At 74.3% G+C, this 13150-nt stretch carries 13 protein-coding genes; 5 read left to right on the top strand and 8 right to left on the bottom strand.

Annotated elements, in window-relative coordinates; genetic code table 11:
• Positions 1 to 2: 2 nt before the first annotated feature.
• The 3 genes from ABT137_RS22310 to ABT137_RS22300 form a co-directional block, all read right to left on the bottom strand.
• On the bottom strand, positions 3 to 974 hold the full coding sequence (locus tag ABT137_RS22310; RefSeq protein ID WP_351711463.1) for an RNA polymerase sigma factor: 972 nt from the start codon (positions 972 to 974) through the stop codon (positions 3 to 5).
• A 117-nt stretch (positions 975 to 1091) separates the two neighbouring features.
• Positions 1092 to 2453 (bottom strand): carotenoid oxygenase family protein, encoded by a 1362-nt coding sequence (locus ABT137_RS22305; RefSeq protein ID WP_351711461.1) that lies wholly within the window; start codon positions 2451 to 2453, stop codon positions 1092 to 1094.
• Between the two features lie 70 nt (positions 2454 to 2523).
• Positions 2524 to 3111 carry a hypothetical protein gene (locus tag ABT137_RS22300; protein WP_351711459.1) on the bottom strand — a complete coding sequence of 196 codons (588 nt, stop codon included), beginning with the start codon at positions 3109 to 3111 and terminating at the stop codon, positions 2524 to 2526.
• A 159-nt stretch (positions 3112 to 3270) separates the two neighbouring features.
• Here ABT137_RS22300 and ABT137_RS22295 point away from each other — a divergent pair, with 159 nt between their 5' ends.
• Entirely contained in the window at positions 3271 to 3840 is a 570-nt protein-coding gene (locus ABT137_RS22295) for a hypothetical protein (protein ID WP_351711458.1), read from the top strand.
• Positions 3841 to 3943: 103 nt separating this feature from the next.
• Here the strand turns inward: ABT137_RS22295 and ABT137_RS22290 are convergent, their stop codons facing one another.
• Positions 3944 to 4333 (bottom strand): cold-shock protein, encoded by a 390-nt coding sequence (locus ABT137_RS22290; RefSeq protein ID WP_351711457.1) that lies wholly within the window; start codon positions 4331 to 4333, stop codon positions 3944 to 3946.
• Positions 4334 to 4537: 204 nt separating this feature from the next.
• Here ABT137_RS22290 and ABT137_RS22285 point away from each other — a divergent pair, with 204 nt between their 5' ends.
• Positions 4538 to 5338: an SAM-dependent methyltransferase gene (locus tag ABT137_RS22285; protein WP_351711455.1), complete on the top strand. Its 801-nt coding sequence runs from the start codon at positions 4538 to 4540 to the stop codon at positions 5336 to 5338.
• Positions 5339 to 5412: 74 nt separating this feature from the next.
• On the opposite strand, the gene ABT137_RS22280 is transcribed toward ABT137_RS22285, so the two are convergent.
• The 4 genes from ABT137_RS22280 to ABT137_RS22265 form a co-directional block, all read right to left on the bottom strand.
• Positions 5413 to 6669, bottom strand: a complete 1257-nt coding sequence (locus tag ABT137_RS22280) for a putative hexosyltransferase (protein WP_502984563.1) — start codon at positions 6667 to 6669, stop codon at positions 5413 to 5415.
• Positions 6666 to 7808 (bottom strand): dolichyl-phosphate beta-glucosyltransferase, encoded by a 1143-nt coding sequence (locus tag ABT137_RS22275; RefSeq protein WP_351711453.1) that lies wholly within the window; start codon positions 7806 to 7808, stop codon positions 6666 to 6668. Before ABT137_RS22275 ends, ABT137_RS22280 begins: the two co-directional genes overlap by 4 nt.
• Positions 7809 to 7987: 179 nt before the next feature.
• Positions 7988 to 8533 carry a hypothetical protein gene (locus tag ABT137_RS22270; protein WP_351711451.1) on the bottom strand — a complete coding sequence of 182 codons (546 nt, stop codon included), beginning with the start codon at positions 8531 to 8533 and terminating at the stop codon, positions 7988 to 7990.
• 10 nt (positions 8534 to 8543) lie between these two features.
• Positions 8544 to 9050: a SigE family RNA polymerase sigma factor gene (locus tag ABT137_RS22265; protein WP_351711449.1), complete on the bottom strand. Its 507-nt coding sequence runs from the start codon at positions 9048 to 9050 to the stop codon at positions 8544 to 8546.
• A 210-nt stretch (positions 9051 to 9260) separates the two neighbouring features.
• On the opposite strand from ABT137_RS22265, the gene ABT137_RS22260 reads away from it, so the two are divergent.
• Genes ABT137_RS22260 through ABT137_RS22250 form a run of 3 tightly spaced genes read left to right on the top strand, consistent with a single transcriptional unit; the run spans position 9261 to position 13143 of the window.
• Positions 9261 to 10637, top strand: a complete 1377-nt coding sequence (locus ABT137_RS22260; RefSeq protein ID WP_351711447.1) for a hypothetical protein — start codon at positions 9261 to 9263, stop codon at positions 10635 to 10637.
• Positions 10638 to 10678: 41 nt separating this feature from the next.
• Entirely contained in the window at positions 10679 to 11896 is a 1218-nt protein-coding gene (locus tag ABT137_RS22255; protein ID WP_351711445.1) for an AAA family ATPase, read from the top strand.
• Positions 11893 to 13143: a vWA domain-containing protein gene (locus tag ABT137_RS22250; protein WP_351711443.1), complete on the top strand. Its 1251-nt coding sequence runs from the start codon at positions 11893 to 11895 to the stop codon at positions 13141 to 13143. Before ABT137_RS22255 ends, ABT137_RS22250 begins: the two co-directional genes overlap by 4 nt.
• Positions 13144 to 13150: the final 7 nt, after the last annotated feature.

Genomic DNA, 13150 nt, shown 5'->3' with positions numbered 1-13150 from the left:
GGTCACAGCACCGGGAGCCGCTCCATCGCCTGGAGCGGCCGTGGATGGAAGAGGCGCAGCTTGTGCACCCGGCCGGCCCCGTCCAGCGTCATGAGCCAGGCCACGGCGGGCGGGCAGTGCCCGGGGTCGTCGGCCGGGTTGACGATGTCCATCTCCCAGACGGCCAGCGACCGTCCGGCGACCGCATGGACGAGTCGCTGCCGTACCCCGGCCGCGATGTCGCCGTCCATGGCACGCACCAGCAGGTCCCCGCCCCCGACCCGGTCGCCGCCCCTGAGCAGCGCGACCTCGGGCGACCAGCGTTCGGTGAGCAGTGCTCCGAAGTGCCCGCTCTCGGCGGCGGCGAGGGTCTCCCGGGCCTGGGTACGGCTGTCCCGGGTGCGCCGTGCGGTGTCGCCGTGCGCGGCGTCCGCCGTGCCGGCCAGGGCCGCCGCGAGCTTGGTCCGGCCCTGGCTGAGCCGGCTGCGGACCGTGCCGACGGGGATCCCGCAGACGTCCGCTATCCGCTCGTACGAGGTGACGCTCGTGGTGAAGTGGCGCAGCACCAACGGCAGCCGCAGCGCGGGGGAGAGCTCCTCCAGCGCCTCCCAGACCCAGTCCCGCAGCGCGCTCTGTTCCAGCCACTGCTCCGGACCGGCCTCCGCGGACGGCAGGTGCAGGCCCTCGTCCACCGGCCGGACCGAAACGGCGTCCCGCAGCAGGGAGCGGGCGGCGTTGCGCACGATCATCCGCAGCCACGGGCCCACCGCTCCCGGGTCGCGGACGTCGCCGATCCGCCGCAGCGCGGTCAGGGCCGCGTCCTGCATGACGTCCTCGGCGTCCGGGCCCGGCCCGAGCAGGCTGAGCGCCACCGCACGCATCCCCGCGCGGTGGCGTTCGAGCAGCAGCCCGAGGGCGGCGATCTCGCCCGCCTGCGCGGCCCGGGTCAGCACCGCGTCCTCGATGCGCGCGGCCTCGGCCGTCCCCCGGCTCATGAGGCCGCACCGGCGAGGGCATCGGCAGCCACAGCAGCAGACCTTTCCTTCCGGCGCCCGGAGCCGGGCAAGCGCATCTTCTCGGCCTTCCTGTTCCGGCGCTCTCGCGGGCCCCGGCTAGTCCTCGTCGCCGAGTTCCGGCAGCCAGCTGCCGTGGAAGCCCGCCGGGACAGCGTAGGGGAGTTCCACCACCGCCTGCTCGGAGAGGTCCGTGGCGTCGAGAACGAGCAGTTCCCCGGCCTTGCCGTCGTCGTCGGAGACGAGCGACAGCAGCCAGCCCTCGTCCTCGCTCCGGCCGTCCGCCGCCGGGACGAACACCGCCTCACCCGCGTAGCGGGCACCGGGCGTCGCATGGACCCGGGTGGTCTCGCCCGTGAGGTCGTGCTTGGCGATGCCGTCACCCGAGACGGTGTACAGGTAACGGTTCCGGCGCCCGGTCAGGGTCTCGTTGTGGGTGGGGAACTCGGCGTCCCGGTCGTCCAGTTGGCGCTCGGCGGCCCGGCCGGTGGCCGGGTCCAGGGTCCAGCGGTACAGCACTGCGGGCGTCTGGACGAGGCCCGGCTCCGGCACGACGGCCACGCCGGTCGGCCCGCCGATGTCGCCCCAGGCGTTCTCGAACTTGTCGTGGTCGTAGCGCACCGCGTCGAGGACGATCCGCCCCTCGGCGTCCTCGTAGGCGTTGCCGACGTGGAAGACGTAGCAGGGATCGACGTCGAACCAGCGCACCTCGGTGCTGCCGGGCGTGCGGGACATGATGCCGAGCCGGGCGCCGTAGCCGTCGTCCCACTGGTACGGCATGCCGTCGTGGCCGGCGAGTTCGGGCCGGAAGACGACGGGCAGGTCCATCCAGACGATGTGGTGCTCGGTGATGGCGAAGTCGTGCATCATCGTCGGGCCGGGCACCTCGATCGGACGGCTGTCGACCAGCTCCCCGTCCGCGGTGACCCGGTGGTAGGTGAGGTACGGCGGGGCGAACCCGGTGCCGAACAGGTGGAGTTCGCCGGTGACCGGGTCCTCCTTGGGGTGTGCGGTCATCGCGGTGGTCAGCCTGCCGCCGAAGTCGTACGGCCCCACGGTCTCCAGCGCCGGGGTGACCCAGTACGGGAAGCCGACCTCGCACAGCGCCAGCACCGTGTCCGCGTGCCGGATGACATGGGTGTTGCCGGGCGTCGCGGTCAGGTCGAAGGTACCGTCCTCGCGGACGAAGGGGTGGCCCTCCCGCTCCCTGGTGCGGATCCACCGGTTGCGGTACCACTCGGCGCGGCCGTCGCGCAGCCGGATGCCGTGGAGCATGCCGGGGCCGGTGAACCAGTGGCCGTCGTCCTCGCCGGGCAGCGGGTTGGGGCCGTTGCGCAGGTAGCGGCCGTCCAGCTCGGGCGGGAGGGTGCCGCGCACGGTGAGGTCGAAGGCGTTGTGCTCCTCGGGGACCGGCGCGAAGCGGCCCCGGAGGTAGAGGGGAGGGGTGGTCTCTTCGGTCATGGTGCTTTCCTTGTCCGGGCCGGCAGGGCGGTGCCGGCCGCGTGCTGGATCAGGTCCGGGGTGCCGCGCGTCACTCGGGGACGGACATCAGCCCCTGCGACTCCAGCAGGCGCCGCTGCACCCGCTCGGGGTAGACCTTCGTGAAGACGATCGGGGCGGCGAGGCCGATGACGTGGGCGGTGATGCCGACCCATGCCGGGGCGTCCACCGCGCCGCCGACGGCGAGGACGACGGCGATGAAGGTGAAGCCGGCTCCCCAGGCGCTGGTGATGTGGTTGTTGACCTGGAGGAACTCCGGCATGTCCCAGTACTCGCGCGGCGTCTGGCGCTTGGCGATGCCCAGCGTGAAGGGGCGGCGGATCGCCATGGATCCCCAGGCGGTGGCGGCCAGCCAGACGAAGGAGAGGACGTCGCTGTGGTCCTTCAGCGCCGAGCCGGGGTCCGCGACGGAGACGGCGCCGATCACGACGAAGTACACGATGGTGCTGACCTCCAGGATCAGCGCGTCGAGGTCGACCCCCCGACGCACGTCCTGGAGGAGGAGCAGCACGCCCGAGACGACACCGCCGAGCGCACCCCACCGCCAGTCGACGAAGCCCGAGACGACACCGGCGACGATCCAGGGGACGAAGCCGCGCAGGTAAGCCACAAAACCCATTGAGTGTTCCTTGCTGGATGAAGGTGACATGAAAGTGAAATGGACGGCCGCGGAGGGGGGTTGCTCCGTGGCCGTGCGTGAACCGACGCGAACTAGATGCGGGGCGGGCGCCAAAGTTCGACCGTGGGAGTGTGACCCTCGTCACGAGGGTTCGCTGTCATGTCGACCGGCGTGATGCGTGCGGGGGCAGGGTGGGACACCTGGCGCCGGCTGCGCGGCCGGACCGCCCAACGGCCGTATGTCTACGCGGTGTTGCTCGCGTTCCTCGCGGTCTCCGAATCCCTCGCGGAGTTCGGCGCCGGCCACGGCTCGGTCCCTCGGCTGTTCGCCGACGCCGGCTCCAGCACCGGCCGTGTGCAACTCACCCCGGTCCTGGGGTTGTTCTGCCTGGCGACGGCGCTACCGCCGCTGTTCCTGCGCCCGTTGACGGCCGCCGCGGAGGCTGACGGTCCCGTGCGCCAAGGGTGTCGTGCTCACCGCCGTGGCGCCCGCGGCCGCGACGGTCTCGGTGCTCGGCTCGCCGCTGGTCGGGCGACTGGTCGTGGCTTCACTCCGGAACACGGCTACCCGGCCTTGTCGTTGACCGGCGGGCCCACCCTGCGGGCGGCGGTGGGTTCCGTGCTCTACCTGGTCCTGGCCGGCCTGCCGAGCCTGGGGCCGGCCCTCGTCGCACGCGACTCGGCGACCGCGACCGGCATCGTGCCGGCCCTGCTGTCCGTCGGCCCCTGACAGGGACCGGGCGTCCTGGCCCTCTGGGCGGGTGCGCCCTCACGGCGGGCGGCCGGCTCCTCGGCTCGCGCGACGCGTGAACCGGCCGTCCGCCGCGGGCGGGTCAGCCCTCGATCCAGCCGTGGTTCTTCGCGAACTGGGCCAGCGCGCCCCGGACCCGCACGATCTCCTCGGCGGTGAGCGTGGGCGCCGACGCCAGCAGCGTCTCGGTGACCTCGCGGGTGAACTCGTCCGCGCTGAGCAGATCGCACAGCGAGTCGTCGTCCGGACCGAGCGTGCGGACGTCGGTGCCCCGGGCGAGCCGGACGCCGGACGCCTTCGGGCCGCGTTCGCCGGCCTCGATCTCGAACTCCACCGCCACGCCGGGGCGGACGTACGACTCCGACATCTGCATGTCGTTCACGTGCAGGAAGACATCCTCGCCACCACCGTCCGGGGCGATGAACCCGTAACCGCGCGAGCTGTCGAACCGCACCACACGACCACTGACCATGAGAAACCCCCAACCAAACCGGGCCACCTGCCCGGACACCTGGGCCCGATGGTAGTCAAGTCCGGCCCGGTCGGTCGACCTGGCCCACCGGCCGCGGTCGCGGACGGCGGAACTCGGTGCGCCGATAAAGAAGTTGATATGGAAAGCTGTCGCCAGCCGTCGACGAGCCAAGGGGGGCCGGGACGGTCGTTGAGAGGAGCGCACGTGACGCAGGACGGCAACGGGTCCGTGGAGATCGACACCAGCAAGCCGCATCCCGCGCGGATCTACGACTACCTGCTGGGCGGCAAGGACAACTACGAGGTGGACCGCAAGGCCGGTGACCAGCTCGCCTCAGTCGCGCCCGAGGTGTGGATCTCCGTGCGGGCCAACCGTGGCTTCCTGCAGCGCGCGGTCCGGCACGTCATCGACAACGGCGTCCGCCAGATCCTCGACATCGGCACCGGCCTGCCCACCTCGCCGAACGTGCACGAGGTGGCCGCTGAGCTGGCGCCGGACGTCCGGGTCGCCTACGTCGACAACGACCCGATCGTGAAGGCCCACGGCGACGCGCTGCTCAGCCGGGCGGGCACCACCAGCATCGTCCTCGCCGACCTGCGCGACCCGCAGGCCGTCATCGAGCACCCCGAAGTCCGCCGGATCATCGACTTCGGCGAGCCCGTCGCGCTGTTCCTCGTCGCCATCCTCCACTTCATCCGCGACGAGGAGGAGCCCGAGCGGATCGTGGCCACCCTGCGCGACGCGCTGCCGGCCGGCAGCTTCCTGGTGCTCTCGCACGCCACCGACGACTTCGCCGACGACCGCAGCGAGGCCCAGGCCGTCTACAACAACGCGACCGCCTCCATGAACCTGCGCCCCCGGGCCCGGGTCGAGCGGTTCTTCGACGGGTTCGAGCTGGTCGAGCCCGGCGTCGCCCAGGTTCCGTTCTGGCGCCCGGACGCCACCCCGCCGGCCGGCTCCGAGGAGATCGGCTTCTACGGCGGAGTGGCCCTCAAGAAGGCCTGAGCAGCTGTCGGGCGGGCCCGAGCAGTCGTCGGGGGAGGGCCCCTGAGCCGCCGTCCGGGCGGACCGCGCCGTCGTCAGGGCACTCCGAGCTCGAACAGGGCGTAGCCCGCGTACGAGCCGGAGGCCAGCGCTGCGATGCCCAGCAGGACGCACAGGCAGGGCAGGCTGAGGCGGCGCAGCGCGACCGCCAGGGGGACGAACAGCGGGAAGGCGGGCAGCAGATAGCGCGAGACGTTGGCGAAGTACTGCTGGCTGCCCAGCACCAGGGCGAGGGTGAGCACCGTGTGGACGACCAGCACCGCCGGCGGGCGCAGCCGGAACAGCAGCGGCAGCAGCGCCAGGTCCAGCAGGACCACCCCGACCCCGATGACGTCCGCGAAGGGGAGCGCGAAGAGATAGTCGAAGTGGCCCACGGGGACGGAGGTCAGGACGTCCAGGGTCTGGCCGCCGTAGTCGAACTCGTGCCCCCACGCGCGCGACTGGAGTTCGAAGTAGCCGCCGTAGTCGCCCATGCGGTGGCCCACCCAGCCCAGATAGCCGAGCAGACCCAGCGGGGCCACGAGCATCGCGGTCAGCGGACGGGCGACGCCGTCCTCGCGGCGGCGCAGCGCCAGGAGCGCGGCCAGGGCGAGCGCGGCGACCAGGGCCGCGGCGGTGGGCCGGTTGAGGCCGGCCGTGAAGGTCAGCACCCCGGCCGTCAGCCAGCGGCGGGTCAGGACGGCGTACAGGGCCCAGGCGGCCAGCGCCACGTACAGCGAGTCCGAGTAGACCGCCCACTCCACGCCGGAGCCCGGCCACACGGCCCACAGCCCGGCCGCCGCCAGCCCCGCCCGCCGGCCGCCGAACCAGGCGGCGACCGCGAAGATCCCCAGCGCCGCGGCGAACGACGCCACGACCGACACCAGCAACCCGGCACCGAACGGACCGAGACCGGTGACCTCCATCGCCACCCGCATCAGCGCCGGGTAGAGCGGGAAGAACGCGGCCGAGTTGCCCTGGAGGGTGATCAAGCCGGTGGCGCCGGGCACCGGGACCAGCGCGGGGTGGTAGCCGTGCAGGGCGATCTGCTGGTACCACCAGCCGTCCCAGGTGCCCAGCACGTCCCAGGTGTGCGCGCCGCCGCCGAACCGCGGATGCTTCCTGCGGAAGTCCCCGGCCGAGTCCAGCAGATACATGAAGGAGCCGAAGCCGACGAGCTTCAGGACCCCGTACATCGCGAGGACCGGGCCGTAGCGGCGGGCGGTGGCGCGCAGGCGCTGTCCGGGGCCCGGCGCGGCGGTCCCGGAGGCGGCGGGCGGGGGAGGTGCCGTGCTCTTCAGGGGCGTGGTCATGAGGCCGCGGACTCCGTCCGGCGTCGCCGTCCGCCGAAGGCCGGCCGGGCGAGGAGGAGGGACAGGTGGGCGGCGGCGAGTACGGCGAGTTCCGCGCGGAGGCCGGTGCCGGGGGCCGTGTGCCGCAGGACGGCGAGCGAGCCGGCGGTGACGGCCAGACGGGCGGCCAGGGCGGGCAGCGCGGGCGGCGGAGGCAGTGGGGGCCGGCCGAGGACCGGCTGGGCGAGTGTCCAACAGACCAGCATGGACAGGGCATTGGTCACCTGTGCGGCGGAAGCCGGCCGCAGTGCCGCGTACAGGAGCAGGTGGGCGAGCGCCATGACGGTGGCGCGGACGGCGTAGGACCGTGGCGGCCGCCCCGGCGGCAGCGTGCCACGGGCCAGCGACAGGCCGACCCTCGCGATGCCGCGCAGATCGGCGAGCGCCGTGGACAGCAGCGCGACCCGGCTGTCCGGGTCGTCCACCCAGTCGACCGGCACCTCGTGGATCCGCAGCCCGGCCCGCTCCGCGATCACCAGCAGTTCGGTGTCGAAGAACCATCCGGGGTCCCGCACCAGCGGCAGCAGCCGCGCGGCGGCGTCCCGGCGTACGGCCTTGAATCCGCACTGCGCGTCCGAGAACCCCACCGACAGGGTGCAGCGCAGCAGGACGTTGTAGCAGCGGGAGATGGCCTCCCGCTTCGGGCCGCGCACCACCCGGGCGCCGGGCGCCAGCCGAGTGCCGATGGCCAGGTCGGAGTGGCCCGAGATCAGCGGGGCGACGAGCGGCAGCAGCGCCGTGAGCCCGGTCGACAGGTCCACGTCGAGGTAGCCGACGACCGGCGCCGACGACGCCGACCAGGCGGCCCGCAGCGCACGGCCGCGGCCCTTCTCGGCCAGCCGTATCCACTCCACCTCGGGCAGTTCGGCGGCGAGCCGGGCCGCGATGAGCGGGGTGTCGTCGGTGCTGGCGTTGTCGGCGACGGTGATCCGGAAGGGATACGGGAACGTCTCCCGCAGATGGGCGTGGAGCCGCCGCACGCTGGGTTCCAGGTCCGTCTCCTCGTTGAACACCGGTACGGCCAGGTCGAGGACCGGCTCGCCGCGGTGCGCCGGAGGCGGCGGCGCCGGGACCGGCAAGGTGACCCGAGGGTGATTCATGACATTTTTTCGCATTCGTTCTCGATTTCAGGGCGTGCCGAGGACACACCCGGTGGGGGGCTGGGGGCTGGGGGCTGAGGGCGGGGGACGGGCGAACGGGGTGCCGTCCGGGTGTCGGGCAGCCGACCGGCCGCTGTCCTGCCGCTGCTCGGTCGCTGTCCGGCCGGGTCGACCGCGGTCTACGAGCCGTTCGACGGGTCGGGGCCCTGCGTCGCGGGCGCCGACGGCGGGAACGTGGTGGCGGTGGAGCTCCCGGACGAGCCCTCCGTGGCGCTCCGGGTCGTGCCCGCGTCCGGGGTGGAAGTCGGCGTCGAGGTCGCGGTCGAAGTCGGGGTCGGCGACGACGAGGCGGTACCCCCGCTCGTCGCCGACGGGGTGTCCCCGGGCGCGGTCGTGTCCTCGGGCGGCGGCGCCGAGGCCGTGGCACCGGAGGCCGGCGCACTGGGCGAGAGGCTCGGCGCCGGTGCCGTACCGGTGGTGGGGCTGGTCGCGGGCCAGGGGTGCGGCGCGCTCGGCTCGTCACGGACACCGGAGTGGGGCCACAGGAACAGGCCCAGGCCGAGCCCCGCGGCCGCGACGACACCGCCGGCCGCCCGCTGGGCCGCCCGGATCCGCCGCCGCGCCTGCACCCCGGCCCGCAGCCGGTCCCGGTGCCGGGGCTCGAAGGGTGCCGTGTCCCGGTCGTCGTGCATCAACTGCGTCAACTGCCGCTCGAAGTGATCCATGGCCTCTCCCTCACCCCACCGGCTCGATCGCGTCCGCCAGCAGCTCCCGCAGCCGGGCCACCCCGCGCGCCGCGTGCGACCGGGCGGTGCCCACCGGGCAGCCCAGCACCTCGGCGACCTGCCGGTCGGGCAGATCCTGGTAGTAGCGCAGGACGACCGCGGCCCGCTGGCGCGGGGTCAGCTGCGCCAGCGCGGCCTCCAGCCGGGAACGCTCGGCGACGACCGCCGACATGTCGCCGGCCGCCGCGACCTCGGGCAGCTCCTCCACGGGGCGCTCGCCCCACCACCGGCGCCGCGCCGAGCGGGCCGCGGCACGTGCCAGGACCTTCCGGACGTACGCCTCCGGCGCCTCGTCGGCGACCTTCGGCCAGACGAACCACAGCCGGACCAAGGACTCCTGCAACAGATCCTCGGCCCGATGCCGATCGCCACCGGTGAGCAGACGGGCCAGGTGGCACAGTCCCGACCAGCGGGCCGCCACGAACTCGTCGTACTCACCGGCCCGAGCCTGCTCCATTCCCACGGTCCCCGCTCTCCCCGGCTGCCTACACCTGGGAAAAGGCCCTGGGGGCGGCAGAACGCTGCACTCGTCCGGGGTGATCCGCGTCACGTGCCGAGCCGGTGCGTAATTGGCTGGCCGGCCGGGACGGGGCCGTCGTATGCTCCCGGCGATGACCACTCACTCTGCTGTCAGATTGGGGGTCCCGTCCACGCCAGGTGAGTGCTGATGGCCACTCACCTCACGGACGGGGACACCCGCCTTTCGCTGTGGCGGCGCGTGCGCGAGTTCGCCGTGCCGCCCGCCATGATCGAGACCGCGACCGCCCGCCGCACCGCCGGGGACTGGGCGGGGGCCTGTGCCGCCGCCGGTTTCGACGTCGACCTGGACCTGCGCGAACTGGCCCGTGCGCGGGGCCGGGACGCCCGGCAGCGGATCCGTGCCGACCTGCGTCGGCTGGCACCCGACCTGCTGCGCTGGCATCTGCCGAGAATCGCGCCCGACGGGCTGCTGCGGCCGGGGCTGACCATGCCGCTCGCCCGCTACGACGCCCTCGAAGGCTCCCTGTGCCTCGTGGTCCGGACGCCGCCCGCCTGGGCGGACGCCGGGCAGCGGATCAGTCTCGCGCTGTGGGACGGCACGCTGAGCGAGCCCGCCGCCCGGGGGCATCCGCATCCGCACCCCAGCCGGCGGTTCCGCTTCGACCTGCACCGCCATCTGTGGGACGCGGATGCCGCCGTCGACCTGCGGACCCGGTCGGGCGCCGACCGGCCGACGGGCGGTGAACGGCTCTCGTCCGGCGGCCGACTCCCGTTCCCCGAGCGGGCTTTGTGCGCCACGGAGCGGTGGGCGGACGAGGCGCGGATCGTGCTGGGCGCCGAGGGGCGGGACAGCGGCACCGTCGTCGTACGCCTGGGCGGCCGGCAGCGGCTCGCGTTGCACCTCGCGGCCGACGGAACCGTGACCACCGCCCGGGACGCCTCCGCCCGGGACGCCGGTACCGGCGTACGGCCCGTCCTGCCCGACGCGGCGACCTGGCTCCTCCCCGATCTGGAACTGCTGCGCGCCGGGTTGGTCGACGCCGGCCGGCTGCATCCGCTGGTCGCCGCGGCGCTCGTCCCCGGGCACTCGCCGGCCGCCCGGGACCCGTACCCCGACCCGGCCCGGCAGCCAGGCCTCGTGGAGTGCCGGGGCGCCCCGCACCGGATCGGCATGGTCGACGGGGTGCTGTCCCCGCTGGACCACTCCCCGGACGAACTGCGGCGCGAGGAACTCCTGGTGGCGCTCGGCGGTCCGCCGCTGCCCTGCCTGCGGGTCATCGACGAGGCGCACCGGCGCCCCGACTGCCTCACCGGTGTCCGTGAACGCCTCGACCACGGGGACATCGCCGGCGCGCTGGCCGTCGTCGAAGGACTGCTGGGGCCCGAAGCCGTGCTGCGCGACGGACCGTTGAAGGACGAACTGGAGGCGGCCGCGCAACGCCGGATCGCGTACGGCCTCTACCGGGCGGGCCTCGTCGGATCCCGCACCGGGCCCGTCCGCGCGCGGCGACGCCGGTCCGTCCGCGACCCGCGCCTGGGCCCACGCCCCGCCAACCGGCGCTGACACCCACCCACTTGCCTTCTCACATCCCCAGGTGATCACTCATGACCACTCATGCCCCCGACCAACTCGCCGTCGCGGACGCCCTGTCGGCGTTGCTCGGCGACTCCACCACCGAACCCCGGCCCGACACACAGGTGGCGGCGCTGACCCTCGCCGTCGCCGCCGACCTGCCCGTCCTCCTGTGGGGCGAGCCCGGCATCGGCAAGACCGCCGCCCTGAACCGGCTGGCCGAGGCGCTCGACCTGCCGCTGACCACGGTGATCGCCAGCGTCCACGAGCCGTCCGACTTCTCCGGTCTGCCCGTCGTGGGCGACGACCCCGCCGTCCAGGGCGTCCCGATGGCCCCGCCGGACTGGGCGGTACGGCTGGTGCGGGCCGGCCGGGGCCTGCTGTTCCTCGACGAACTGTCCACCGCACCCCCCGCCGTGCAGGCCGCCCTGCTCCGGCTGGTCCTCGAACGTCGCGTGGGCGCCCTCCGGCTCCCGCCCGGCGTACGGATCGTGGCCGCCGCCAACCCGCGGTCCTCGGCCGCCGACGGCTGGGAGCTGAGCCCGCCGCTGGCCAACCGGTTCGTGCACCTCCAGTGGGCCCACGACCACGAGGTCGTCGTCCGCGGCCTCGGCGGCACCTGGCCCCGGGCCACCCTGCCCCGGCTCGACCCGGACCGGCTGCCCGCCGCCGTGGACTTCGCGCGCCGCGCGGTGTGCGGCCTGCTCACCACCCGCCCCACGCTCGTCCACCGGCTGCCGAACGGCGAGATGCGGCGGGGCGGAGCCTGGCCGTCACCCCGCAGCTGGGACATGACCCTGCGCCTGGTCGCCTTCGCGCACGCATCCGGCTCCTCCCGGGACGTGCTCTCCCTCCTGGTCAGGGGGACGGTGGGGGACGGCCCGGGGCTCGAACTGCTGGCGAGCGTCGACCGGATGGAACTCCCGGACCCGGAGACGCTGCTCGCCGACCCGGACGCGGCCGACCTGCCCGAGCGCGGCGATCTGCGCCAGGCCGTGCTCGACGGCGTGGTCGCGGCGGTCCGCGAACGGCCGGACCGGGCCCGCTGGGACGCGGCCTGGGCCCTGCTGGTGCGGGCTCTGGACACCGGAGCCCCGGACCTCGTGGTCGTCCCCGCCACCACGCTGGCCGCGCTGCGCCGGGACGACTGGGACGTCCCGGCGGCCGTCGAACGGCTCGCGGGTGCGGTGTCCGTGTCCAAGCGCGCCGACCGGGCCGCCGAACGCGTCGCGGCGAAGGCGCGCCGATGAACGCCGAACCGGGCATCGAAGCGGCCGGGGCACTGGACCTGGACAAGCTCTACGCCGCCCGGCTCCAGGCCGCCCGGGCCCGGCCCTACCTCGCCACGGCCCTGTTCGCCCTGCACGTCGTGGCGGACCGGCTGGTGCCGACCATGGCCGTCGACAAGCACTGGCGGTGCTATGTCTCGCCCGCGTTCGTGGACCGGATGCCGGAGGAGGACCTGGCCGCGGTGTGGGTGCACGAGGTCTCGCACCTGCTGCGTGAGCACCACGCGCGCAGCGACCGGGTCGCCAGGGAACGCGGGCTGACCGGGGCAGGCGAGCGGCTGCGGATGAACATCGCGGCGGACCTGGAGATCAACGACGACGCGTACGGCGACGGGCTGGTGCAGCCCCGCGGGGCCGTCCGGCCGTACATGCTGCGGCTGGACGAAGGCCAGTTGATGGAGGACTACCTGCGTCAGTTCCGGCTCGGACCGCTGACGCAGGACCTCACCTGGCTGGACTGCGGCAGCGGCGCCGACGGCCGCGACCGGGAGTGGGACCTGGGGCCGGACGGCGCGCACGGCCTCAGCGAGCAGGAGCGGGACGGGGTCCGGTTCCGGGTGGCGCAGGCCATCACCGGCCGCCCGGGCAGCACCCCGGACGGCTGGCGGCGCTGGGCCGAGGACGTCTTCCATCCGCCGCAGCCCTGGCGGGAGCTGCTGGGTGCGGCGGTCCGCTCGGCGGCCTCGGCCGCGGGCGCAGGCGACGACTACAGCTACGGCCGCCCGTCGCGCCGCTCGACCGGCCTGCCCGGTGTCGTCCTGCCGAGCCTGCGCCGCCGCCCGCCCCGGGTCTCGGTGGTCATCGACACCTCCGGCTCGGTCAGCGACGCCGAACTGGGCAGCGCCCTGCTGGAGGTGGCCGCGATCGCCCGCGCCGTCGGCGGCCGCCGGGACCTGGTCTCCGTGCTGTCCTGCGACGCGGCCGCCCGGACCGTGCAGCCGCTGTGCCGCGCGGAGGGCATCGCGCTCGTCGGCGGGGGCGGTACGGATCTGCGCGCGGGCTTCGCCAGGGCGCTGCGGGCGCGGCCGGCCCCGGACGTCGTGGTGGCCCTCACCGACGGGCAGACACCCTGGCCGGAGACACAGCCGGCCTGCCGGACGGTGGTGGGCCTGTTCCCCCGGCAGTACGGCACGTCGTGGCGGGAGGACGACTCCGACTACGTACCGGACGCACCGCCCGCCTGGGCGCGGGTGGTCGAGATCGGCTGAGCGGGTC

Source organism: Streptomyces sp. NPDC001980 (assembly GCF_040296885.1).
Classification (GTDB): Bacteria; Actinomycetota; Actinomycetes; order Streptomycetales; family Streptomycetaceae; genus Streptomyces.
This window is presented reverse-complemented; position numbering and strand designations above follow the sequence as displayed.

Coding starts and splice junctions, on each gene's coding strand:
- ABT137_RS22270 (WP_351711451.1), bottom strand. CDS start 8,533: ATGGATCACTTCGAGCGGCAGTTGACGCAGTTGATGCACGACGACCGG.
- ABT137_RS22255 (WP_351711445.1), top strand. CDS start 10,679: ATGACCACTCATGCCCCCGACCAACTCGCCGTCGCGGACGCCCTGTCG.
- ABT137_RS22275 (WP_351711453.1), bottom strand. CDS start 7,808: ATGAATCACCCTCGGGTCACCTTGCCGGTCCCGGCGCCGCCGCCTCCG.
- ABT137_RS22290 (WP_351711457.1), bottom strand. CDS start 4,333: ATGGTCAGTGGTCGTGTGGTGCGGTTCGACAGCTCGCGCGGTTACGGG.
- ABT137_RS22300 (WP_351711459.1), bottom strand. CDS start 3,111: ATGGGTTTTGTGGCTTACCTGCGCGGCTTCGTCCCCTGGATCGTCGCC.
- ABT137_RS22265 (WP_351711449.1), bottom strand. CDS start 9,050: ATGGAGCAGGCTCGGGCCGGTGAGTACGACGAGTTCGTGGCGGCCCGC.
- ABT137_RS22305 (WP_351711461.1), bottom strand. CDS start 2,453: ATGACCGAAGAGACCACCCCTCCCCTCTACCTCCGGGGCCGCTTCGCG.
- ABT137_RS22310 (WP_351711463.1), bottom strand. CDS start 974: ATGAGCCGGGGGACGGCCGAGGCCGCGCGCATCGAGGACGCGGTGCTG.
- ABT137_RS22260 (WP_351711447.1), top strand. CDS start 9,261: ATGGCCACTCACCTCACGGACGGGGACACCCGCCTTTCGCTGTGGCGG.
- ABT137_RS22280 (WP_502984563.1), bottom strand. CDS start 6,669: ATGACCACGCCCCTGAAGAGCACGGCACCTCCCCCGCCCGCCGCCTCC.
- ABT137_RS22295 (WP_351711458.1), top strand. CDS start 3,271: ATGTCGACCGGCGTGATGCGTGCGGGGGCAGGGTGGGACACCTGGCGC.
- ABT137_RS22250 (WP_351711443.1), top strand. CDS start 11,893: ATGAACGCCGAACCGGGCATCGAAGCGGCCGGGGCACTGGACCTGGAC.